The sequence below is a fragment of the Pseudomonas sp. YuFO20 genome (assembly GCF_035064975.1).
Classification (GTDB): Bacteria; Pseudomonadota; Gammaproteobacteria; order Pseudomonadales; family Pseudomonadaceae; genus Aquipseudomonas; species Aquipseudomonas putida_AE.
In genome coordinates, this window is sequence record NZ_JAXDEO010000030.1 from 25335 (window position 1) to 45194 (window position 19860).

Annotated in this window: 23 protein-coding genes; 8 read left to right on the forward strand and 15 right to left on the reverse strand. The window is 60.0% G+C overall.

Going from position 1 to position 19860, the window contains the following annotated elements:
* Window positions 1-120 precede the first annotated feature (120 nt).
* Window positions 121-1056 (forward strand): Ppx/GppA phosphatase family protein, encoded by a 936-nt coding sequence (locus SOP85_RS17865; RefSeq protein WP_323627714.1) that lies wholly within the window; start codon window positions 121-123, stop codon window positions 1054-1056.
* A 35-nt stretch (window positions 1057-1091) separates the two neighbouring features.
* Here SOP85_RS17865 and SOP85_RS17870 read toward each other — a convergent pair whose 3' ends face one another.
* On the reverse strand, window positions 1092-1784 hold the full coding sequence (locus SOP85_RS17870) for an RES family NAD+ phosphorylase (protein ID WP_323627715.1): 693 nt from the start codon (window positions 1782-1784) through the stop codon (window positions 1092-1094).
* Window positions 1778-2182, reverse strand: a complete 405-nt coding sequence (locus tag SOP85_RS17875; protein ID WP_274076683.1) for an antitoxin Xre-like helix-turn-helix domain-containing protein — start codon at window positions 2180-2182, stop codon at window positions 1778-1780. The genes SOP85_RS17870 and SOP85_RS17875 overlap by 7 nt, the downstream gene beginning before the upstream one ends.
* Window positions 2183-2416: 234 nt before the next feature.
* Here SOP85_RS17875 and SOP85_RS17880 point away from each other — a divergent pair, with 234 nt between their 5' ends.
* Together SOP85_RS17880 and SOP85_RS17885 are read left to right on the forward strand one after the other, a co-directional pair.
* The gene (locus SOP85_RS17880) at window positions 2417-2860 is read left to right on the forward strand and encodes a hypothetical protein (protein WP_274076614.1); all 444 of its coding nucleotides are present in this window, start codon (window positions 2417-2419) and stop codon (window positions 2858-2860) included.
* 182 nt (window positions 2861-3042) lie between these two features.
* On the forward strand, window positions 3043-3906 hold the full coding sequence (locus SOP85_RS17885) for a sensor domain-containing diguanylate cyclase (protein ID WP_323627717.1): 864 nt from the start codon (window positions 3043-3045) through the stop codon (window positions 3904-3906).
* A 17-nt stretch (window positions 3907-3923) separates the two neighbouring features.
* On the opposite strand, the gene SOP85_RS17890 is transcribed toward SOP85_RS17885, so the two are convergent.
* Window positions 3924-4349: a hypothetical protein gene (locus SOP85_RS17890; protein ID WP_323627718.1), complete on the reverse strand. Its 426-nt coding sequence runs from the start codon at window positions 4347-4349 to the stop codon at window positions 3924-3926.
* 145 nt (window positions 4350-4494) lie between these two features.
* Between SOP85_RS17890 and SOP85_RS17895 the strand changes: the two genes are divergently transcribed.
* The gene (locus tag SOP85_RS17895) at window positions 4495-5160 is read left to right on the forward strand and encodes a TetR/AcrR family transcriptional regulator (protein ID WP_323627719.1); all 666 of its coding nucleotides are present in this window, start codon (window positions 4495-4497) and stop codon (window positions 5158-5160) included.
* A 354-nt stretch (window positions 5161-5514) separates the two neighbouring features.
* Here the strand turns inward: SOP85_RS17895 and SOP85_RS17900 are convergent, their stop codons facing one another.
* Genes SOP85_RS17900 through SOP85_RS17910 form a run of 3 tightly spaced genes read right to left on the reverse strand, consistent with a single transcriptional unit; the run spans window position 5515 to window position 8248 of the window.
* Window positions 5515-6405, reverse strand: a complete 891-nt coding sequence (locus SOP85_RS17900) for a DUF2950 domain-containing protein (RefSeq protein WP_323627721.1) — start codon at window positions 6403-6405, stop codon at window positions 5515-5517.
* Between the two features lie 29 nt (window positions 6406-6434).
* A complete protein-coding gene (locus SOP85_RS17905; protein WP_323627722.1) occupies window positions 6435-7952 on the reverse strand; it encodes a DUF3300 domain-containing protein in 1518 nt (505 codons plus the stop codon).
* On the reverse strand, window positions 7952-8248 hold the full coding sequence (locus SOP85_RS17910) for a hypothetical protein (protein ID WP_323627724.1): 297 nt from the start codon (window positions 8246-8248) through the stop codon (window positions 7952-7954). The genes SOP85_RS17905 and SOP85_RS17910 overlap by 1 nt, the downstream gene beginning before the upstream one ends.
* Window positions 8249-8275: 27 nt before the next feature.
* Between SOP85_RS17910 and SOP85_RS17915 the strand changes: the two genes are divergently transcribed.
* A complete protein-coding gene (locus SOP85_RS17915; protein WP_323627726.1) occupies window positions 8276-8911 on the forward strand; it encodes a DUF502 domain-containing protein in 636 nt (211 codons plus the stop codon).
* 84 nt (window positions 8912-8995) lie between these two features.
* On the opposite strand, the gene SOP85_RS17920 is transcribed toward SOP85_RS17915, so the two are convergent.
* The 4 genes from SOP85_RS17920 to SOP85_RS17935 form a co-directional block, all read right to left on the reverse strand.
* Window positions 8996-9280, reverse strand: coding sequence for a hypothetical protein (locus SOP85_RS17920; RefSeq protein WP_442967921.1), 285 nt, complete (start codon window positions 9278-9280; stop codon window positions 8996-8998).
* Between the two features lie 364 nt (window positions 9281-9644).
* A complete protein-coding gene (locus tag SOP85_RS17925) occupies window positions 9645-9965 on the reverse strand; it encodes an isochorismate lyase (protein WP_323627728.1) in 321 nt (106 codons plus the stop codon).
* A 116-nt stretch (window positions 9966-10081) separates the two neighbouring features.
* Entirely contained in the window at window positions 10082-10516 is a 435-nt protein-coding gene (locus SOP85_RS17930) for a GFA family protein (RefSeq protein ID WP_323627730.1), read from the reverse strand.
* A 55-nt stretch (window positions 10517-10571) separates the two neighbouring features.
* The gene (locus tag SOP85_RS17935; RefSeq protein WP_323627732.1) at window positions 10572-11513 is read right to left on the reverse strand and encodes a carbon-nitrogen hydrolase family protein; all 942 of its coding nucleotides are present in this window, start codon (window positions 11511-11513) and stop codon (window positions 10572-10574) included.
* A 106-nt stretch (window positions 11514-11619) separates the two neighbouring features.
* Between SOP85_RS17935 and SOP85_RS17940 the strand changes: the two genes are divergently transcribed.
* Window positions 11620-12303: a winged helix-turn-helix transcriptional regulator gene (locus SOP85_RS17940; protein ID WP_274076625.1), complete on the forward strand. Its 684-nt coding sequence runs from the start codon at window positions 11620-11622 to the stop codon at window positions 12301-12303.
* 41 nt (window positions 12304-12344) lie between these two features.
* Here the strand turns inward: SOP85_RS17940 and SOP85_RS17945 are convergent, their stop codons facing one another.
* Both SOP85_RS17945 and gltS read right to left on the reverse strand, forming a co-directional pair.
* Window positions 12345-13538 carry a Fic family protein gene (locus SOP85_RS17945; protein WP_323627733.1) on the reverse strand — a complete coding sequence of 398 codons (1194 nt, stop codon included), beginning with the start codon at window positions 13536-13538 and terminating at the stop codon, window positions 12345-12347.
* A 201-nt stretch (window positions 13539-13739) separates the two neighbouring features.
* Window positions 13740-14954 carry a sodium/glutamate symporter gene (gene gltS / locus SOP85_RS17950; protein ID WP_323608215.1) on the reverse strand — a complete coding sequence of 405 codons (1215 nt, stop codon included), beginning with the start codon at window positions 14952-14954 and terminating at the stop codon, window positions 13740-13742.
* A 223-nt stretch (window positions 14955-15177) separates the two neighbouring features.
* On the opposite strand from gltS, the gene SOP85_RS17955 reads away from it, so the two are divergent.
* Both SOP85_RS17955 and SOP85_RS17960 read left to right on the forward strand, forming a co-directional pair.
* On the forward strand, window positions 15178-15636 hold the full coding sequence (locus SOP85_RS17955; RefSeq protein ID WP_323627734.1) for a metallophosphoesterase family protein: 459 nt from the start codon (window positions 15178-15180) through the stop codon (window positions 15634-15636).
* Between the two features lie 153 nt (window positions 15637-15789).
* Window positions 15790-16998 (forward strand): patatin-like phospholipase family protein, encoded by a 1209-nt coding sequence (locus tag SOP85_RS17960; RefSeq protein WP_323627735.1) that lies wholly within the window; start codon window positions 15790-15792, stop codon window positions 16996-16998.
* Between the two features lie 19 nt (window positions 16999-17017).
* On the opposite strand, the gene SOP85_RS17965 is transcribed toward SOP85_RS17960, so the two are convergent.
* The 3 genes from SOP85_RS17965 to SOP85_RS17975 all read right to left on the reverse strand — a co-directional run bounded on the left by SOP85_RS17965 (window position 17018) and on the right by SOP85_RS17975 (window position 19845).
* A complete protein-coding gene (locus tag SOP85_RS17965) occupies window positions 17018-17290 on the reverse strand; it encodes a hypothetical protein (protein ID WP_323627736.1) in 273 nt (90 codons plus the stop codon).
* A gap of 129 nt (window positions 17291-17419) precedes the next feature.
* The gene (locus SOP85_RS17970; RefSeq protein WP_323627737.1) at window positions 17420-19078 is read right to left on the reverse strand and encodes an arylsulfatase; all 1659 of its coding nucleotides are present in this window, start codon (window positions 19076-19078) and stop codon (window positions 17420-17422) included.
* 314 nt (window positions 19079-19392) lie between these two features.
* A complete protein-coding gene (locus SOP85_RS17975) occupies window positions 19393-19845 on the reverse strand; it encodes a hypothetical protein (protein ID WP_323608220.1) in 453 nt (150 codons plus the stop codon).
* Window positions 19846-19860 lie beyond the last annotated feature (15 nt).

The following is a 19860-nucleotide window of genomic DNA, read 5'->3' on the forward strand; positions in this document are numbered from 1 at the left end:
ACGGGCTACCCGAGCGTGCACCCTGTCATCAGGGTGTCACTGAACCCATGGCAACATCCGCGCAACCGCCATGGGCGACAGACCCGTCACGGGCCGATGAATTTGCCAGGAACCCCCACCATGAAAGGCGACGCCTCGCTATTTGCGGCCATTGACCTGGGCTCCAACGCGTTTCGCATGATGATTGGCCAGCAAGTCCGGCGCAGCCAGCAGATCGTGATCCAGGAAGTGAAGACCCTGCGTGAACCCGTGCGTCTGGCGGAAGGCTTGCAGGGCGGCGCGCTCGACGAGCTGGCGTTGGACCGTGGCTGGCAAGCGTTGGCGCGCTTCGGCAAGAAACTGCGCGGGTTCGAAGCCGGTCGCGTGCGGGCGGTGGCCACCAGTGCCGTGCGCGAAGCCGAAAATGCGCAACTGTTCCTCGCCAGCGCCGAGCGCCACCTGGGGTTTCGCATCGATGTCATCTCCGGGCATGAAGAGGCCCGGCTGGTGTACGCCGGGGTTGCGCATACGAATCCCGATCTGGAGCGCATGCGGCTGGTGGTGGACATTGGCGGCGGCTCCACCGAGTTGATCCTGGGCAAGGGCGCACAACCTCTCGTCACCGAAAGCATCGCCATCGGCAGCGGCACCCTGGGGGCGCGTTATTTTGCCGGCGGTGTGATCACGGCCAAGGCGCTGCTCGAAGCCGAGCGGGTCGCCACCCTGCAGTTCGAAAAGGTCGCACGGCGTTATCGTGCGCTGGGTTGGCAGCAGGCCATTGGCTCTTCCGGTACCGCGCGGATGCTGGCCAAGGTGCTCAAGGCCAACGGGCTGAACGACGACGGCCAAAACGGTATCACCTACAGCGGCCTGCTGCGCCTGTCATTGCGCCTGCTGGAAGTCGGGCATGTCAGGCAACTCAAGCTGGCGGGCCTGCAAGCCCATCGCCTGAGCATCCTGCCCGGTGGCCTGGTGGCGATGCTGTCGGCGTTCAAGGTGTTTGGCGTGTTGCACATGACGCCCTCCGAACCGGGGTTGAGGCTGGGCGTGCTGCATGGGCTGATGGCCAGGCATTGATATCGAGCTGCGGACGCAGGTCGTGGCTGCTGGCCTCAGGCCTCGTTGATCTGGCTGACGCTGGTGATCTGGCCGTTCCAGACCATCTCGTAATGGGCGGTCTGGATAATCGAAGTGACAGGCCGGGGCGTCATCAGCGCCCAGCAGACACTGCCCGGCAGGCGCACCGAACGATAACGCAGGCCAGGGCAACCGGCCTTCCTGATCGCCCGGCCCAGCACGCGGGAGTGGCTGTAATCGTCAGGCGCATACACCGGATCGTTGATCGGCAGGGCGGTGGCGTCTTTCATTCCCGTATCCATGAATGAACAGGTCAGGCCGCGGAACACAAACCGCTCATAGTTCAGGGCCGGCACCTTCGACCAGTACAGGCTCTGGTGATGCCGCACCTCGGCCAGGGCCGTTTCCATGGAGTCGGCCAGGTACAACACGCCAAAACTGCCATCGCTGAACCGCGAGCCCGCCGGGTTGATGTGAGTGAAGGGCGCGGTGGCGTACGAGCAGCCGGCAATCCCGAACGGGATCTCGCCCCGCGGGATCAACTCAAGCTGACCGACTTCATTCTTCAGTCGTGGATTGGTCAGCGCCTGAATCTCGAACAGCACCTCGAATTCATCCGCGCTCGCCACGTCATCGAACAACGCAATCGGTGGAAACTTCGAATTGACCAGCCGATAAGCCTGCAACGCCTGCCCGGCAAAATCCGCCAGCGCGCTCAACTTCACCATAACGCGCCCCGCAGCATATCGATGCGCCGAAAGGTCTCGTACAGCGAAACCATGTCGCCCTGGGCCATGATCGCCAGCGGCGAACGCCCATTGAAAAACTCATTGTCGTTGGCCATGGACACGAAGCCATAGACGTTGTCCGGGTTATCGAACACCAGGCGCAGCGTGGCGTGGATGTTCAGGACAAAACTGATGCGCTGCATCTGATCGGCATCCAGCGCCACCGACCAGTCGGGGTCAGGCTGCCGCGCGCGGGTGTAGGTGCTGCGTGAAATGCGCAGGATCTGGCAGGCCTGCTCGCTGCTCGCGCGCCACTTTTCCAGAATGCCCACGGCGGCGCGCAGGCCGGTGACGCACTGGTTTTTGCTGAAAGATCGGGGCTGGGCGGCGACGGCCATCTGCAATACCTGTCCTTGAATCTGTAGATTCAAAGATAGTTATCTTGCATCTACAGAACAATGTCGTTTCGACCAACGGCAGCTTTGCACCTGGCCTGTTAAACCACGTTAACGCTTTTCCCGGCCAATTCTCTCCAGCAATAACCACCCATCAGCCAGCGCCCGCGCCCGGAGCAGGCCACTAGACTTCACAGGGGGGATGACATCAACGCACCTCAAATCAGGAAACCTGTGATGAACAGAACATCTTGGCTGGCGTTGGTAGTGGCGGTTGGGACGATTTCAGCCTGCGCGAGCAGAAATGATGTTGTCGATGTCCCCCTCGATGCTACCCCGCAAAACGCAGAGCATATCGCTCGAGCCACCCTCAGCCCGGTGGGCAACCAAACCAGCATCTGGCTCACTGTCGGCGGGGTCCCCCACGACATGGCCGTATCCAGCCGCCTCGACACGGCTATCTACGCAGGCTCGTGCCAGCAATTGGGAGCACAACCGGCGTACCGGACCCGTCAGGCCAACAGTGTCGACTACCCATCGCTGGCCCCGCGTACCCAGCATTGGGCCCAGGCACCGGTGGCGCTGAGCGAACTGACCAAGGGCGGCTATGCCTTGCTGGTTCGCACCAGCCCGGCAGACGGCAGTCGCGAGCTGTTCTGCGGCAACATCAGCGCTGGCTAGGGACGCATCTGGCGAGCTGTTCGGTATTGTGGCCTGCGCAATTTGCGCAGGCCATCGCTGCTGGCCGCTTGCTGTCCCTGAACCGACTTTGCACACGCCAGCCAAAAGTCTGCCGGACGCCTAGCCGCCTCCCTTCGCGATCAGGCATGATCGGGCTATATGAACCGGGACTCCCCTGACCTATGCCCGTCGACCTGCAAGCGCTCTACCCCAAACTGATCCATCTGATGCTGGACACGGTCTTCGTGGTCGACAGGCATAACCAGATCGTATTCGTGAGCGATGCCTGCGAGGCACTGCTCGGTTACCGTGCCGACGAGCTGACCGGTACCGCGATCACCGACTACATGCACCCTGACGACCTGGCGATTACACGGGCCTCCATTGTCCGGGTCATGAACGGCCAGCCTCACGTCGACTTCCGCAACCGTTATGTCCGCAAGGATGGCGGCATCGTCCACATCCTGTGGGCGGCCTTCTGGTCCGAGGAAGTGGGGGCGCGCATCGGTGTCGCGCGCAATGTGACGGCCCTCTGGCAGGCCGAGGAGGAACTGCGTTTCCTCGCCCATCATGATCCGCTGACAGGCCTGGCCAACCGGGCGCTGTTCAATGATCGCCTGGACACGGCCCTGCGCACGGCGCGCCGGCACAACAGCACGCTGGCCTTGCTGTTCCTCGATATCGATGACTTCAAGGGCATCAATGACGTCCATGGCCATGCTGCGGGCGATCGTGTGCTGAGCACGATTGCACGACGGCTGGAGGGCTGCGTGCGTGAGACGGACACGGTGGCCCGAATGGGCGGCGATGAATTCACGGTACTGCTGACGGACATCCAGTCCGAGGGCGCCGTCAGCGAGACCGTGGCGCGGATTCTCGCGGTCATGGCCGAGCCGCTGGACGCTGAATCCGGTGCAGTCAAGATGCCGTCCTGCAGTATCGGCATCGCCTGTTATCCCGCGGACGGGGAGGACGCCGATACGCTGCTCAGCCAGGCGGATGACGATATGTACCGGATAAAACGGCAGCGTTCCGGGGCTGGGTGACGAGCCGGTCACCCGCGTCAGGACAGGCGCGATTCGCCTGTCCCGCGGCTCAAGTACCCGGCAGCCACGCCGATGCGCGAGAACACCAGCCACAGAAAAAGCAGCACGCTCAAGCCAATCAGGATCGATGCGACGCCAATCAGCGGTTCGACTGCCGGGAAGCCCTTCATGCGCAGGGTCAATGCGCTGAGCATCACCGGCACGCCCAGGTTGTAGGTCCAGAACTGCACGGTGGCAACGCGACCTTCGGTCATGCACGGGTGCAGTGTGGCGATGACGCCGAACAAAGCCATCGACACCCATCCCAACAGGTTGATATGGGCATGGACCGCGAACAGCGAGTGGTCGCCGGAGGCGCCCATGGCCACCCCCAGCAGCACGCCCATGGCAAAGTAAAGGGCCGCGAGTCGAAACCAGGTTCGCGAACGGGGAGTGTGATTCATGGCATTCACCTCAAGCGCCCTGAGGCGCGCTCAGTTGCTGGAAAATCCCTGAAATCGTGATGACCGCAAGTGCGGTGGCAGGTCCGGTGCCGTGGGTCTATCATGAGACAATAGTCTCATTACAAGACAAGGTATCATTTATTCCATGTCCAGCCCCAAGTCAAGATCCGAGCCAGGCCCGTCGGTCGGCGACGGCGATTCGCAAGGCCGCGTCAACCAGAAGCTGCGCACCCGCCAGGCGCTGATCGAGGCCGCCGTCGCCTTGCGCGACGAGGGCCATCAGCCCACGGTGGCGCAAGCAGCCGAGCGCGCCAAGGTCTCGCGCGCCACGGCGTATCGCTACTTTCCCACGGTTGAAGCGTTGATCAGCGAGACGGCGGCCGATCGCGACATGCCGCCGCTGGAGCGCGTCTGGCGCCCGGGCGACGATCCGGTCAAGGGCATCGGCCTGGCGGCGAATGCGCTGAACAAACTCTTGCTCGGCGACGAGGTCGGCCTGCACGTGATGGAGCGTTCGTTCATGACCGTGTGGCTCGAAAACGAGTCCCACGAGCCCCTGCGACCGGGCCGTCGCCTGAGCTACATCGAGCCGATTGTTGACTCGATGAAGGACGTGCTTGCTCCCAGGGTGCGCAAACGCCTGAAGCAGGCGCTGTCGATTGTGATGGGCACCGAAGCGTTGATTGCCGTGCGCGATATCAGTGGCGCGAGCTTCGAAGAGTCACTCGACGCCAGCGCCTGGGCGGCGCGGGCGCTGGTTCGCCAGGCACTGGCGGAGGCTGAAAAAAACCGACGAAAGCTTACTTCATGACATGGAGCCGGGACGAAGCAGGGGGGGCTGCCAATCAGGTACTCATGACGATGACCCTGTGGAGAGGGAGCTTGCTCCGGCTGCACACGAGCACGGGACGTTTGAACGGGAGCAAGCTCCCTCGCCACAGGGTCATCGTTTTGGGTTGGTTGAGGTGTGCATGCGAAATCGGGAAGAGAGTAGCTGTTTGCCATCACTCTGGAAGTGAGCGATGGCGTGGACAGCGAACAATGTCAGTTTTAGAGGCAACTAATGCGCATTTGGCGGGTAAGGGGCTTGAGGACAGGACACCGAGTACAAAAACGGGCGCCTGGCGCGCCCGATTTCATTGACTTCGCCCGCCCAAAACTGGAGTCAATCCGGCTTCTCCTGGTCGTCCGGCACTTCCTTCCAGCTGTCATCCGGATCAAAGCGTTTCATCGCCTGCGCCAACTTTTCACTATCCGGTCCCAGGTCCTTTTCGAAGACCTGCCCGTCATGACTGATCATGAAACTCATCACCCCGGTTTCACCGTATTTTGCCGGCCAGGCGATCAGGGCAAAGCCCCGGCTCATCTTGTCGCCGATCAGGTAACTGTAGGCCCCGCCCGGTGCCGAAGGACCCTGGCCCAGCAGGATACGGAAGTGGTAGCCATGCCAGGGCTCGCCGGCAATGGTCTTGCCGAACTCGGGGCCCAACGGGCTGATCTGGCCGCTATCGTCGTCGGCCCAATAGAGTCCGTCGTGCTGGCCGGGGGTGCTGTAGATGTTCTGCGCATACTCGAGTGCGCCGTCACCGTCACGATCCACCGAGGCGTAATCCATCTGGGCATCGTGATAGGCCAGTGCCGATTGCACCGCGGCCAGCTCGTTGCGGCCAATTTGCCGGGCACGGATTTCAGCACTGCCGCCCTTGGGGTCGAAGCGCCAACCGTTCGCGCTTTTGACGATGGGAATAGGCAGCGTCCAGTGGTCAGTTCCCACCGATAGAAGCGCCTTGTTGTCCGCGATTTTTTCGATCTCGTGTTGCTGGTGGTATTGCTTGAGGAACGCCTCCACGTCTTCGCGTTCCGCGCCGTCGCGAGGGATGTAGCTGCGCCAGTTTTCACCCAGCAGCTCGGTCAGGCGTTTCTGATCGGCGTTTTTCGTACCCAGCGCTTCGACGAACGCTTGAGCGGCCTTTTCCGGCGTCGCAAACTCCTGCTGCGCCGCTGCCAGGCACGACCAGGCCAGGCCGACAGTGATCGCCAGGGCCTGTACAAGCACGCCCCTTGCCTTTACTCGAGGATGATTATTCAACGGCGGCCCCCCCTTGAACGCGCTGGTGGACTGGATGGCCGACTGATCTGGTGGCCGGCGGCTCGTGAGGCGCTGGGGCGCTGATAGGATGCCTGGCTGGCCCGACCACGATTGGCTTGCATGTTGGCCTGGGACGGTGAACGCGCGCCGGCGAAGGCATTGTTACGGGCGCTGCCTCTATTGACGGCAGGTGCGGCCTGGCGTTTTTGCGTTGTCTGGCGCGCCTGTGTGCTGCCCTGTATGCGTTGATTCGCCTGATTCCTGGTTTGCTGAGTCCTCGGCTGCTGATTCTCCCGGGTGTTTCTGGCAGTGCCCTGGCTTCTGTCGGTAGTCCTCGGTCTGTCTGCACCGGCCTGCATCCGATTGCTGGCCGAAGCCCGGGACTGGGCTTCGCGCGCCCGATCACGGGCCTCCAGATTGCTGGTGGCGGGCCGTTCGATACCGGCCCTGTCCATTGAACTGCGGGCATTTTCACGCGCCTGGGCGCGCTGGGCGTTGTTGTCGCCGCGATAGGCCTGACGCTGATTGGCACCGTCCAGCTGCCGGCCGTACTGTTCACGGCTCCTGTTGTCCCGATAGGGCACGCCATTGCGATGCGCAGCGTTATGCTGCCACTTGTTCTGATTGTTGCCGATCCGGTTGTTGGCGTTGATGTTGTTGTAGCGATTGACGTCGATGTCGACGTCGTTATTGCCCCAGTCACAGTCGCCCCACAGCGCCCCGACGATCGCCACCCCGGTGCCAAACGCCAGCCCGGCCATCAGCGCCTGGCCGGGGTAATAGGCGGGCGGCGGTGGATAGTAGGCAGGAGGCGAGGCGGGGTAGGCCCAGGTGCCGTAGGTGGTTGTCGGGTTATAGGTGGGGACGTATACCACCTGCGGATCGGCGGGCTGGATGATGATGGTTGAGCTGCTGCTGGATGGGGCCTCAGCAGGGGCCGGCGCCGCAGTCGTGGTCGCCGGTGCTGGAGCCGCTGGCGCAGCATTCTGGATCGTCACGTTCTGATACTGGTTGCTCTGCAGGTTGCCGGCTGCCTGGGCCTGATGACGCAAGCGTTGCACCCCGTTCATGAGATCGTCGGGCTGCGCGAGGAAAGCATCACCCAAGCGCTGGACCCAGACCGGATCCTGCCCCAGCGTCGCCAACACCTGCGGGAAGGCAACCAGCGCCTGCACACTCGGGTCCCAGGGCTGGTTCGCCACTTGCTTGACCGCATCATCGCCCTTGGCGTCCGGGTGCGCCTTGGACCAGGTGACCGCCTCGGCGACTTCCCCGGGGTAGGTGGACGCCATCAGTATCTGTGCCAGCAGCGGGTCCGGGTAGAGCGCAATGGGCGCCAGCATCTGGTCCAGTTGTTCCTGGGTGAATACGGGGTCTTTGGTTGGTGCCGCGACGGGTGTCGTACTGGGAGGGTTGGGCGGCGGGGTAGCGGTTGTATCCGCTGACTGCGCCATGAAGGGGGAGCCGCTCAGTAAAAGGACCGCTGACAACGCGTAGAAAAATGGAATGCGCATCACAGCTCCCTGTGGTCAGGCAGATTTGCAATAAGTGCATCATTGCCGGGAAATGCAGGCCGCCTTAGCAGACCCCGGACCTCGGCGTCGACGCCGTGCATTGATAGTAGCAAACAAAAAAAATCTGCTCGCAATACCTTCGACTCCGAGCCCGATAGTCCCACCAAGCCAACTTTACCGGCCTGTGCTTGTGGGACCGCCGGGTGGGTACTATCGTCAAATATCACATTTGCAGTGCTGTTTTTCAGGGCGCCGGCAGCCAATTCAGCCCCCAGGCGCGAGAAGTCCTGAGCCATTCTGCCCATCCAGAAAAGGTAGCGCATATGAACCAGGCACTGGGGTATTTCACTAAACGGGTCATTGCCGGCTTGCTGGTGATCATCCCCATCTACCTCGCCATCCTGGTCTTGCTCAAGGGCATGAAATCCCTCGGACAACTGGTCCGACCGTTTACGAAGTTGCTTCCGGAATGGCTGCCGGCCGAGCAACTCCTGTCATTGATACTGGTGTTGGTGATCTGCTTCCTGATCGGGGTGGCGCTGCGCACCCGATTGGGCGAGATAGCCCGAAAACGGGTAGAGACGGGCGTGTTCGAACGCATTCCCGGCTATGGCTTGTTCCGCAGCCTGACCCAGCAGATAGCGGGGGATAGCCGCCAGACCGTGTGGAAACCCGCCCTGGTCGAGATCGAAGACGCCCTGGTCCCGGCGTTCATCATCGAAGTGTTCGACGACGGCCGCTACACCATCTTCGTCCCCTCGGTACCCACACCCCTGGCCGGCGCAATCTACATCCTCGAGCCGAGCCGCGTGCATCCCCTCGACGTGTCCTTCACCGATACGTTCAAAGTCATCTCCAAATGGGGCGCGGGCGCCAAGGACCTGGTGGCGGCCATGGAAAAAGCTGAAAACCGGGGTAGGCCTGGAGTGGCGGTGAACAAGATGGATGCAGTGCCTTGATAGACAGGTGAAACGCAGTGAACACGAAAAAGCCCGGCTGATCAGGCCGGGCTTTTTGTTGGGTACTGCGGTGTAGCGATGGGGTCAGGCGACGGTGTTGCCTTGCAGGCGGTCAGAGCCATCGGCGGCGACGGTGTTGCCTTGCAGACGGTCGGAGCCATCGGCAGCGACGGTGTTGCCTTGCAGGCGGTCAGAGCCATCGGCAGCGATGCGATTTTCGATCAGGCGGTCAGAACCACCCTCAGCCACACGGCTTTCAATCAGACGATCCGAGCCACCTTCAGCGACAACAGGCTGAACGGAGGTGGCGGCAAAAGCGTTAACTGCAAAAACCGAGAAAGCGATGCTGAGGAGGGTTTGGCGTTTCATGATCGTGTACTCCGGGGTGTTGTTGGTTGGTATGGGGCTGATGTTACGCCGCGGAGTTTTTAAGAGAACTTCATTGAGGTGATTGTGAACATCGATGGTATTGATAGGGCCAGCGGCCCACCTCTGGTGGGCGTGATGATCCATGTAATGCGTCGAAGTGAAAAAGATCTGTCCTCGGCACAAATGTCAGTGAAGACCCAATCCTGTAGGAGCCGGCTTGCTGGCGATTGCGGATTGTCAGGCGAAGACTTGGTCGACTGTACCTGCGCTATCGCCAGCAAGCCGGCTCCTACAGATCTGCTTAAGTCCCCAGCGTCCGTTTTTATTCACGCCGCTGATTAAAGGGGCATCCAATCCCTGAGAATCAGGTCTCGGGCAATTGCGACGACCAGTGTTTCATCTCCTCGGCAATAAAATGCTTCACCAGATCGCTATACATCTTTTCGATCGCATCCGGGCTCAGCCCTTCGGCCACAGCCCAATCCCGACGTGTCGCCAGCATCGAATCGAAACGCTCCCGGGCACGCACCGAAGCCGCAGAGGTCTTGAATTTCGAAGCCGCCAGCACGTACTGAAAACGCCGGCCCAGCAGCTTGATAACGGCCTGGTCGAGGGCATCGATCTCGCGTCTGATGTGCTCCATTCCTGTGCATTCTGCAGGTTGCAATGGGTTGGAAACTTCCATGTAGGTAACTCCGTCATGCCTATGTAGGAGCGAGCTCGCTCGCGAAAAATCCAAAGATGTCGCAAGTATCCGGTCACGTAATATCGTTCACGATCTTTTCGCGAGCAAGCTTGCTCCTACTCATCCACGCTAATACCCGGTCCCCCCAGTTCTTTCGGCACGTCCTTGAACTTGGGCAATCCATCTTTGATGCGCAGCACCGACTCCTGATAATGGACATGAACCCCGGGCGAATACTCAAGATCCGGGATGACCGCGGCATACACATCGATCAGCCCCATCCCCGGATGCTCGGTGAAGAGGTGCCCGCCGCACGTCCTGCACCACTTGCGATAACTCTGTGGTGTCTTGTTGTAGGTGCCAATGTTGTCAGCCCCCTGAGTCACGTGCACCGCCTCGGGCTTCCACAAGGTGAAGGCATTGACCGGCCCGGCTGACCAATGCCGGCACGACTCGCAATGGCAATAGCCCATCCCGGCGGGCTCTCCGCTGACGGTGAACTGGACTGCGCCGCAAAAACAACTGCCTTTGTACGTCCGTTCATTGTTCATGGCATGACTCCTTGATCAGTGGTCAGGCGAGCGCTCGCCTGAATGTTGCCTGTCTTTACCTGTCGATGTAGTGAACCGAGGTCGCCGGCGTGCGCCGCACCTGCAGTTCGAAAATATCCGGGCGCGCATAGTGCCCGGTGACGTCGAGCGCCCGCCGTGCTGGCGCCACGAGTGCGACGTCGATGTCCGCATACAGGATGCCTGCCTCGCGGTGCAGTGGACCGGCCACGATCCGGCCTTGCGGGTTGACCACCACCGAGTCACCGTCGTTGATCCACTCGTCCGGATCGGCAAACAGTTGCGCACGCGCCGGAAAGTCATCGGGAATGTCGCTGCCACGCAACGCGCTGCCACTGCCGAGCACCCAGCAACGGCCTTCGAGGGCAATGTGACGCATCGTGCTGATCCAGCCCTCGCCGGTGTCGTAGGTGGGGGCGACGTAGATTTCCACCCCTTGGGCATACAGCGCATAGCGCGCCAGCGGCATGTAGTTTTCCCAGCAGATGAGCGCACCCACGCGACCGACCGGTGTATCGACCGCACGCAAGCCGGACGCATCGCCGAAGCCATGCACCATGCGCTCGGGATTGGTCGGCATCAGCTTGCGGTGGCGGTTGAGCACGGCGCCGCTCGCGCCGATAACGACTACGCTGTTATAGAGCGTGCCGCCGCCATTGCACTGGTCGCATTCATTGATGCCGCACACGATCGTCACGGCGTGGACCCTGGCAGCCTCGCACAATTGGCACAGATCACCGTGGGTGATATCGACGGCGTTGGCCAGCAGCCGCGTGTGCAACTGACCCACTACAGCACCGTCCTTTCCCGCCGCCAGCCGCCAGATCCATGACGGGTAACCTGGAATGTACGATTCGGGCAAAACGATCAGCGAGGCGCCCGCTGCCGCAGCCTCGGTGACCGATTGCACGGCCCGGGCGATCGTCGCGCTGCGATCGAGCAGCACGGGCGGGCGCTGAATGATGGCGATCCTGGTCATGGCGTTCTCCTGGGACGGTTGGCTGTTAGGAGACTTGAGCGTGCGCGTGGCGAAGTCGCGCGGCTAGTTCAGAATCTGAAGCGTTGCAGCAGCGGGAGGGCAGGCGATGGACGAAAGCTACGGTCAGTTCTGCACGGTCGCCCGCGGTGCCGAAGCACTGTGCGAGCGCTGGACACCCTTGGTCGTACGCGAACTGCTGTGCGGCAGCAAACGCTTCAATGAACTGCACCGCGGCGTACCCCGGATGTCCACCAACCTGCTGGCGCAGCGGCTGCGCCATCTGGAAGAGATCGGCGTGGTGCATCGCACGGCGGTTGGCAAAGTCTGGGAGTACAGCCTGACCGAAGCGGGTGAGGAACTGCGCCCCATCATCATGGCGCTGGGGCATTGGGGCGCGCGCTGGATCGGCAGTCGCCTGCGCGACGACCAACTCGACGCGGGCCTGCTCATGTGGGACGTGCGCCGGTTCGTGCACATCGAGACGTTCCCGTCCCGGCCGGTGATCATCCAGTTCAAGTTTCGCGACGCGCGACCCGGCGAGCAGCAATGGTGGCTGGTGGTCGAGGAGGGCGTGGCAGACCTGTGCCGCGACGACCCCGGGCGCGAATTGACGCTCGTCGTCGATTCCAGCGTGCGCGCGTTGACCGAAGTGTGGGCGGGTGACCGTACACCTAAGGAAGTGCTCCAGTCGCAAGAGCTGCGGGTAGACGGCGCGGCGCAGGATGCGCAAAGCCTATGGCGCTGGCTGGGTACGAGTGCGTTTGCTGGTACCCGGAGTGCTGCGCGCTAGCCCTGGAGCTGCCATCGTGAAGCGTAAGCGGTCGATGAATTCTACTGAAACCGTCGATGCAAATCCGGAAAAATATCCTGGGCAAACCACGCAGGCAGTCCGGGTGTGACGATTCGCGATTTGGGCGTTCGGCTTTCCACCAGGCCGACTTTGATCAGTCGCGACAGCTCATCGATTGCCGGGCGTGGTGTCAGGCCGGTGAATGTCTTTATTTCGTTGCGCGGCAGGCTACCTTGGGTGATCAGCGCAATAATCGCTGGCGCACTTTCCGGGCGAATGCCTTGCTGTAGAAGTTTCTCGTTGAAGCGAAACGCACGTATCACGCGCTCTCGCAGCTTGGACGGGTCTACCGCTGCGGTCATGTAATCCACCTGATCGTGACAAACCTGCACCATGAACTCGATAAATTCGAAGTAGCGTCGCTGAGATAACTGGCCTCGTCCGTCCAAATCGCCTTCTCGTGGTCGGTCGGCCATGGTCAAGGCACTGTAGTAATCCTGATGCTGTCGTGCGAGTCCGCGAGACAGCGACCAGAGTGTCGGCTCCAGCCCCAGTTGCACCAACTGCAAATGAGTGATCAACCGGGCAACCCGACCATTTCCGTCAGCAAAGGGGTGAACCCATGCGAGACGATGATGGTAGGCAAGCGAAGAAACAAGCTGACGACGCGGGTCGGTCTGCCGGCCGAAGCCTGCCTGGAGATGTCGCAGCATCCCGTCAACTGTAGAAGCGTGCGGTGCATCATGATTGCCCACGACAACGTTCTGGCCTGTGATCGACCGGAGTGCGCCGGGCTGCATTACTGAGCCATCGGACAGCGTGCGTTCTGCATCACTGGCACCGCGAAAAAGCCGATCATGTGCAGTGCTTATCAGCTCAGGGGCAAACATGGCGCTCCAGGGAAACGGTCCACGCTGGCTTAACGTCCGTTCGAACAAAGCCTGGACCGCCATCTGATCAACCGCCAGGCTTTTAAGCCGCTTGCGATCCTTGACCGGGGCTGCCTGCGCTTTCTGCATATCGGCAGGCTCGGTGTACTGCCCTTCGATCAGGTTCGAATAGTACGTATTGGTGATTTGCAGGAGACGGCGAAGGCGTGCGGCGGTTTCAGGCGGTAAGCGTCCAGCAAGGAATTGCGTCTTTCTGGGCAGCGCATCCGCAAGGGCGATGATCGATGGGGGCAACGCATCGGGAAGTATCGGATCGAGCCAGGATTTTGATGTGATCAGGGACATAGCGGTTTGCACTGCGTGAAAAGACTTCACATTTTATTTCACATAGTTGACCGCTTAACAAGCGCTAAATTATTGGGTTTTTGGCTGTTTTCATCCGCTTTGAGAGAAATAATCTTCACATTTTATTTCGCATTATTTTTGTGTGGCTTCTACAAAACGGGCGCCCTTGCGAGGCGCCTGCCATTTGTGGAGCTTCACCCGCTACAGACCACTGAACATCCCAATAATCACGGCATTCACCAGATCAATGAAAAACCCACACACCAGCGGCACGATAAGAAACGCCTGGTGCGCCGCACCATACTTCTGGGTCACGGTGGTCATATTGACGATGGCGGTCGCGGTAGAACCGAGCGCAATCCCGCCAAAGCCTGAAGCGATCACGCTGGCTTCATAGTTGCGACCCATGAAACGAAACACCACAAAATACGTATAGAGCACCGTCAACAGAATCTGCAGGGTCAACGCACAAGCAATGAACAGCAACGCGCCGCTGAGCTGCCACAACTGCAAGCCCATCAGCGCCATGGTCAAAAACATGCCCAGGCAGACGTCGGAAATCAGCGCGAGGCCCTGGCTGGCACCGCTCCAGGACTTCAGGCGCTGCTCGCCAATCAGTGCCCGAACAAGGTGGTGAATGACGATACCGGCGAACAGGCAACTGACGAACTTGGGCAGGGTGATCCCGCTGTCGACCAGCACCAGGTTGAGCCCATAACCAAGCATCAAGGTCAGGTTGAGCCACATCCACGCCCAGAGCACGTCGTAGTAGTCCAGCGGCTTGCTCTGCTGTTGCTCGAGAATGCCGACTTCCAGCCCCTCATCCCGGGAGGGCGTGAGTTGATGGCGGCGGATCAACCGGTTGGCGATAGGGCCGCCGATCACACAAGCGGCAATCAGGCCGACGGTGTTGCTGGCGATCCCCAATTCGTGCGCGTTCTGAATGCCCAGCTTTTCGACGAACAGCGGTGCCCAGGCCAGGCTAGTGCCAATCCCACCGGTGAGGGAGATGGAACCCACCATCAGGCCTGCCTTGGGATCAAGCCCGAAGACCTCGGCCATGCCCATGCCCAGCGCGTTTTGCAGGAAGATGAACACTGTGGCGAGCACCAGCAGGATCATCAGCGGCCACCCACCCTTGATCAACTGGCGCATGTCCGACTTCAACCCGATGCCGGCAAAGAAGTACAGCAGCATGGTGTCGCGAACTTGCAGGTCAAATTCGACCTGGATGTTGAGACCGAAGTACAAAACACTGGTGACCGCCGCACAGACAAAACCGCCGACCACCGATTCGGGAATGCAGTATTGGCGCAGCAAGGTGCTGTGCTGGACCAGCGTCTTGCCCAGGAAGAGCAGCAGGATAGCGAGCGTGAAGCTCACCAGGCCATGAACAGCAAAGAGTTGGGCGGTCATCTATAGCCTATTGAAAAACCTGAAAAAAATATTATCCAGCGCTAATCGCACTGGTTTCAGACCTGAGTCAATGAAAGTGCAGATCGTGGATCAGGCCGGACTCGGCTAAGGTAGTGCTGGCGAACATCCCTGTCGTTGACCGTGTGCCGGAGTGAGTCAAGCAGCTGATCCCGGAACACGCAAACAACGCAATGGGGACCTGTATTCATTCCTGGAGCCTTGCATGAAAGTTGGCGTGATCTCCGATACCCACGGCTTGCTCCGCGCCGAAGCCCTCGCGGCGTTGCAGGGCTGTGAACGGATCATTCACGCCGGCGACATCGGCAAAGCGCAAATCCTCGAGCAACTGGCGGCGATTGCGCCGCTGCATGTCGTGCGCGGGAACAATGACCAGGCGGCCCCGTGGGCGGAGCACATCGCCGATCACCTGAGTTTCGACCTCAATGGGTGGTTGACCTTGCTGGTTCACGACATGGCTGACGTACCGGCGGTACTGGATGAAGGTACAAGGCTGGTGATTACCGGGCATTCTCATAAGCCGCGGATAGAGTGGCGTGGGGAGCGGCTATTCCTTAATCCAGGCAGCGCGGGGCCGCGGCGTTTCAAGCTGCCGGTGACGTTGGCATTGCTTGAAATTGAAGACAGTCTGATTGAGTCGCGGTTGGTTTCGTTGTTGGAATGAGTGTTGGATGGGTTCACAGACAACTTTGCAGCGCGGCCAGGTGCTTTCAAGTTTTTTTATCCTGTAAAGGAGCGCAAACTGAGCGACCTGGCGTTCGAATGAGCTGTCGCGCTCGGCTGGCGTGCAGCCGGCTCACGCACCGGAGGAAGCGTTGTGAAACCATTCCCGCTCAAACCCGGCGATTTGACCCTGGACATGTTTCTTCAAGCCTGTCTGCCACGCCGTGACGCCGTTCCGCAAACCTTGACGGACAAAGCGGTCATCCCGGGTATACCCAATGCCCGCTACCGGTTGGACCACGACCTGACTCCGTTCATCCAGGATGCGGTTCAGGCCAACAGACGTGAAAGCGAGGAGCTGGCCAAGGCCGGGAAGCCGAACGATATCCTGCCGCTGGCAAGCATGCTGGCCGTTTCCGGCGGCGGTGATGCCGGCGCATTCGCCGCGGGGCTGATTGCTGGATGGACTACCCATGGAACCCGGCCCGTGTTCAAGGTGGTCACGGGTATCAGCGCGGGTGCCCTGATCGCCCCGTTCGCTTACCTGGGGCCTGAGTACGACGGTGTGATTCGCTACGTCTCCAACGCAGTCGGGCCCAAAGACATCTTTCATTCGCGAAACGTGCTCACCCGTTTTGCCAGCGACGGTATCGCGGACAGCAAGCCACTGTCGCGGCTCATTTCCAGATACATCACTACGCGGATTCTTGCGGCGATAGCTTCGGAATACGCCAAAGGAAGAATCCTGCTGATCGGCACAACCGACCTTGATTCAGGGCGACCCGTCACCTGGAACATGGGCGCCATTGCCTCAAGCCAGGCACCGGGCGCGCTCGACCTGTTCCGCAGCATCATGCTCGCGTCGATGAGCATTCCCGGCGCGGTCTCACCCGTCATGATCGATGTGGAAGTAGACGGCCAGCAGTTCCATGAAATGCACGTGGACGGCGGGGTGATCACCCAAGTGTTTCTTTACCCGCCTGGCACTTTGGTGGGACTGAACCGTGCTGCCGGAGTCCCTTTGCGACGGGAACGGCATTTCTATGTCATTCGTAACGGGACATTGGAGCCGCAGTGGTCCGGGACGAAGCGCCGTACGTTGAGCATCGGCGGGCGGGCCATCAGTGCGTTGATCCAGACCCAGGGGATCAGCGACCTGGAGCGCATCTACCGTATGGCGCAGCAGGATGGAGCCGACTTCAACCTTGCCTACATTGGCGCCGATTTTGACTTTACGCGCACCCGCAAATTCGATGGCGAGTACATGAAGCGTTTGTTCGATTACGCCTTTCAACTCAGTTCGAAGGGCTATCCGTGGCATAAATCGTCGCCGAACGAAAGCCGGCCAATGCCCGAACTATGAGGCTGCCGACACAAGACCCTTACTTGATTTGAGTTTTGATTTCAGTTCCGGGCACGAAAAATTTACCGGGATCATCGACCTTCTTCAGGTCAACCAAGGCTCGGCAAACGCAATGCGAGAAATTTTCCTGCAAGGTGTCAGGGTCTATAGATGCCACTTGCGACAGTTGTATGTGTTGTCCATCGGGCGTTTTATAGCAGACACAATTATCAAGTTTGGTGATGCCGTAATCATCCGACTGACAAGCAGTGGTCAGCAAAGTGATGGTGATAAGCATGACGAAGTGTTTCATTGGCTCCCCTCCGAGGTTGTAGTGAAGAGCTCACTCCAGAGGAAGCTTAGCTGTCATTTGCCATCGCTCCATTCTCCGCTGCTTGCGAAGTGGCGACCCCCTGATGAAGCCGCCACGTATCGCGTCTGATCAGTTACCCGCTGGCATCGGCAGGTTGATACCTTCTTTTTTCAGGACGTCGCGCACGTACTGGAATTTCTGGTACTGCGACAGCTCGATCGGCCCGTCATAACCCATGCTTTGCAGTTTGCGGGGAGGGTAATCGACGTAGGTTTTCATCAACTTGATGATCGCGGCCGAGATCGGGACCATTGTCCAGGTGCGTTCGGTAAAGTTGTTCATGAACAGGTCATAACGCTCTTGCGGGTCTTGCCACAAGTCATAGACCTGCGGCACGACGGCCACATATTTTTCGGCGCCTTTCCATCCCAGGTTAGTGTCCACCGACAAACCACCGGTTTGCGCGCCATTGTCGCCGCGCAGGTTGAACACGGCCTTGTAGTTGCCGACACGGGCCGCCCCCGGTGACAGTTCGTTCTCGGTGAAGAAGAACCACTCCTTGCGTGGAGAAGGGCCGTTGCCGGTGAGTACCGGGGTCATGTCGTAGCTGTCGAAGATGATGGGCTGACCTTCGCGATCTTTCTCCGGCAACTTCACGCCAGCCACAGAAGCGAACGTCGCCATCAAGTCCAGGCCACCGAGTATTTCGTGGTTTTTGCTGTCCGGCTTGATCTTGTCTGGCCAGACGGCAATGGCCGGTACCCGGTTGCCGCCTTCACGCACCGTGCCCTTGGTGCCGCGGAACGGGGTGTAGCCGGCGTCCGGATAGACATCCTGCCAGGCCCCGTTGTCAGTGGTGTAGACCACCAGGGTGTTCTTATCCAGGCCAAGCGCCCTGAGCTTGTCCATGATGCGGCCGATGTGGGTATCGAGTTCGACGACGGAGTCGGCGTACTTGGACTTGGACATGGACTTGTGAACGAACTCCGGCGCCGGCATGTTGGGCTGGTGCACTTTCATGAAGTTGACGTTGATGAAAAACGGCTTGTCCGATTTGGCCGCCGTGTCGAGAAACTCCAGGGCGGCTTTTTCGACGTAGTTATCAAAGAACGGAATGCCGACCACGCCGGGTTTGCCGTCTACGACCGGCGTGTCCACGTACTGGCCATTGACCTTGAATTCCTCGACCGGTTTTTCCCCCGCCTTGCCGGACAATGCGCCCTTGGTGACCCTCTGGAACATCTCGCGGGTTTCCGGATCCATGTCCGGGAACCAGGTCGGGTCTGCGTAGGTGTAGGCGTTGAGGTGGTACAGGCCGACGTACTTCATCACGTCATAACCCTGGGCATTGGGCAACGCATAGTCGGCTTCGCCCAAGTGCCATTTGCCGGTGAAGTAGGTGTCGTAGCCGCCGGTTTTCAACACCGACGCCAAGGTCCACTCGGCTGCCGGCAAGCCACCGCCCTGGCCCTGGAAGGCCACGGTGGTCATGCCGCTACGATTGGGGATACGCCCGGTTTGCATGGCCGCCCGACCCGGTGTGCAGCTGGGCTGGGCATAAAACGAGTAGAAGGTGACCCCTTCTGCCGCCAGTTGATCGATGCTGGGCGTGGGCATGCCTCGACCGACCCCACCGCCGTAGGGGCCCAGGTCGCCATAGCCGGTATCGTCGGAGACGATAAACAGGATATTGGTCTTTTCCGTCTGGGCTGCGTGGGCAAGCCCGGTCAATGACAAAAGCGCGGCAAACACTATTGAGCGTCTGAAACGATCCGATAGCTGTTCCATACCAGGATTCCTCGTTGTTTCAAAGTGTTGGCAACCGGGTGATGAGTGCATATTTACATTGTCCCCTGATGCATTGACCACCGAGTAATTAGCCTAGGTACTGCGTACAGAATCATTTCCCCATTACTGCATGACCGTGCACGGATTAAGGCGCAGGAAGGAGTCTAGTGCGGTTTTTTCAAATGAACGGGCGATTGCAGTGCTTCAGTGGCTGATGTAACGCCAGTATTACAAACTGGATCAACACCAACCTGGAAACGGTAAACACAATCGCCACATACAACGCGACTCAACTACTCACGGCGATGGGTGTTTCATCGAGTCGCATGTACAACATCGCCGCAGAAAATATCGGCGCTGCCATCCTCGGGTGAAGTGCGCACGACAACGGCGTACTTGCCGGAAAGCAGGTCTGGCATGGCGATCGGCGCGCTCCTGTAAAACGTCCATCCACCGGTGCCTGCATTGGGTTCAGTGTTGACCTTGTCGTTCATTGCGAACGCGACTGCCCCGGGTTGCTGGCAACTGCCTTTGTTGATGAAGGTGTAGATGCGGGGCGGCAGGATGGTGCCGTTGGGAACGCCGGTCAGGTAGAAGTCAAAGTTGGTCTGATTGCCTTCGCCGGTCAATGTAGTCGTGGCGGTGTGACCGGGGTTTCGCTGGGTCGCTGCCAAAGGAAGATTCATTGACTGGTGGTGTGAAGAGCTGGAGCAGCCCAAGAGCGTTGCGGTCATCAATAGTGCTGAAAGGGAGAGACAGGGTTTCATTGCCAACCTCCAATA

Bases quoted from the DNA above. Each gene is read 5' to 3' on its own strand.
- SOP85_RS17865 (WP_323627714.1), top strand. From the start codon at position 121: ATGAAAGGCGACGCCTCGCTATTTGCGGCCATTGACCTGGGCTCCAAC.
- SOP85_RS17870 (WP_323627715.1), bottom strand. From the start codon at position 1,784: ATGGTGAAGTTGAGCGCGCTGGCGGATTTTGCCGGGCAGGCGTTGCAG.
- SOP85_RS17875 (WP_274076683.1), bottom strand. From the start codon at position 2,182: ATGGCCGTCGCCGCCCAGCCCCGATCTTTCAGCAAAAACCAGTGCGTC.
- SOP85_RS17880 (WP_274076614.1), top strand. From the start codon at position 2,417: ATGAACAGAACATCTTGGCTGGCGTTGGTAGTGGCGGTTGGGACGATT.
- SOP85_RS17885 (WP_323627717.1), top strand. From the start codon at position 3,043: ATGCCCGTCGACCTGCAAGCGCTCTACCCCAAACTGATCCATCTGATG.
- SOP85_RS17890 (WP_323627718.1), bottom strand. From the start codon at position 4,349: ATGAATCACACTCCCCGTTCGCGAACCTGGTTTCGACTCGCGGCCCTT.
- SOP85_RS17895 (WP_323627719.1), top strand. From the start codon at position 4,495: ATGTCCAGCCCCAAGTCAAGATCCGAGCCAGGCCCGTCGGTCGGCGAC.
- SOP85_RS17905 (WP_323627722.1), bottom strand. From the start codon at position 7,952: ATGCGCATTCCATTTTTCTACGCGTTGTCAGCGGTCCTTTTACTGAGC.
- SOP85_RS17910 (WP_323627724.1), bottom strand. From the start codon at position 8,248: ATGGCTCAGGACTTCTCGCGCCTGGGGGCTGAATTGGCTGCCGGCGCC.
- SOP85_RS17915 (WP_323627726.1), top strand. From the start codon at position 8,276: ATGAACCAGGCACTGGGGTATTTCACTAAACGGGTCATTGCCGGCTTG.
- SOP85_RS17920 (WP_442967921.1), bottom strand. From the start codon at position 9,280: ATGAAACGCCAAACCCTCCTCAGCATCGCTTTCTCGGTTTTTGCAGTT.
- SOP85_RS17925 (WP_323627728.1), bottom strand. From the start codon at position 9,965: ATGGAAGTTTCCAACCCATTGCAACCTGCAGAATGCACAGGAATGGAG.
- SOP85_RS17930 (WP_323627730.1), bottom strand. From the start codon at position 10,516: ATGAACAATGAACGGACGTACAAAGGCAGTTGTTTTTGCGGCGCAGTC.
- SOP85_RS17935 (WP_323627732.1), bottom strand. From the start codon at position 11,513: ATGACCAGGATCGCCATCATTCAGCGCCCGCCCGTGCTGCTCGATCGC.
- SOP85_RS17940 (WP_274076625.1), top strand. From the start codon at position 11,620: ATGGACGAAAGCTACGGTCAGTTCTGCACGGTCGCCCGCGGTGCCGAA.
- SOP85_RS17945 (WP_323627733.1), bottom strand. From the start codon at position 13,538: ATGTCCCTGATCACATCAAAATCCTGGCTCGATCCGATACTTCCCGAT.
- gltS (WP_323608215.1), bottom strand. From the start codon at position 14,954: ATGACCGCCCAACTCTTTGCTGTTCATGGCCTGGTGAGCTTCACGCTC.
- SOP85_RS17955 (WP_323627734.1), top strand. From the start codon at position 15,178: ATGAAAGTTGGCGTGATCTCCGATACCCACGGCTTGCTCCGCGCCGAA.
- SOP85_RS17965 (WP_323627736.1), bottom strand. From the start codon at position 17,290: ATGAAACACTTCGTCATGCTTATCACCATCACTTTGCTGACCACTGCT.
- SOP85_RS17970 (WP_323627737.1), bottom strand. From the start codon at position 19,078: ATGGAACAGCTATCGGATCGTTTCAGACGCTCAATAGTGTTTGCCGCG.
- SOP85_RS17975 (WP_323608220.1), bottom strand. From the start codon at position 19,845: ATGAAACCCTGTCTCTCCCTTTCAGCACTATTGATGACCGCAACGCTC.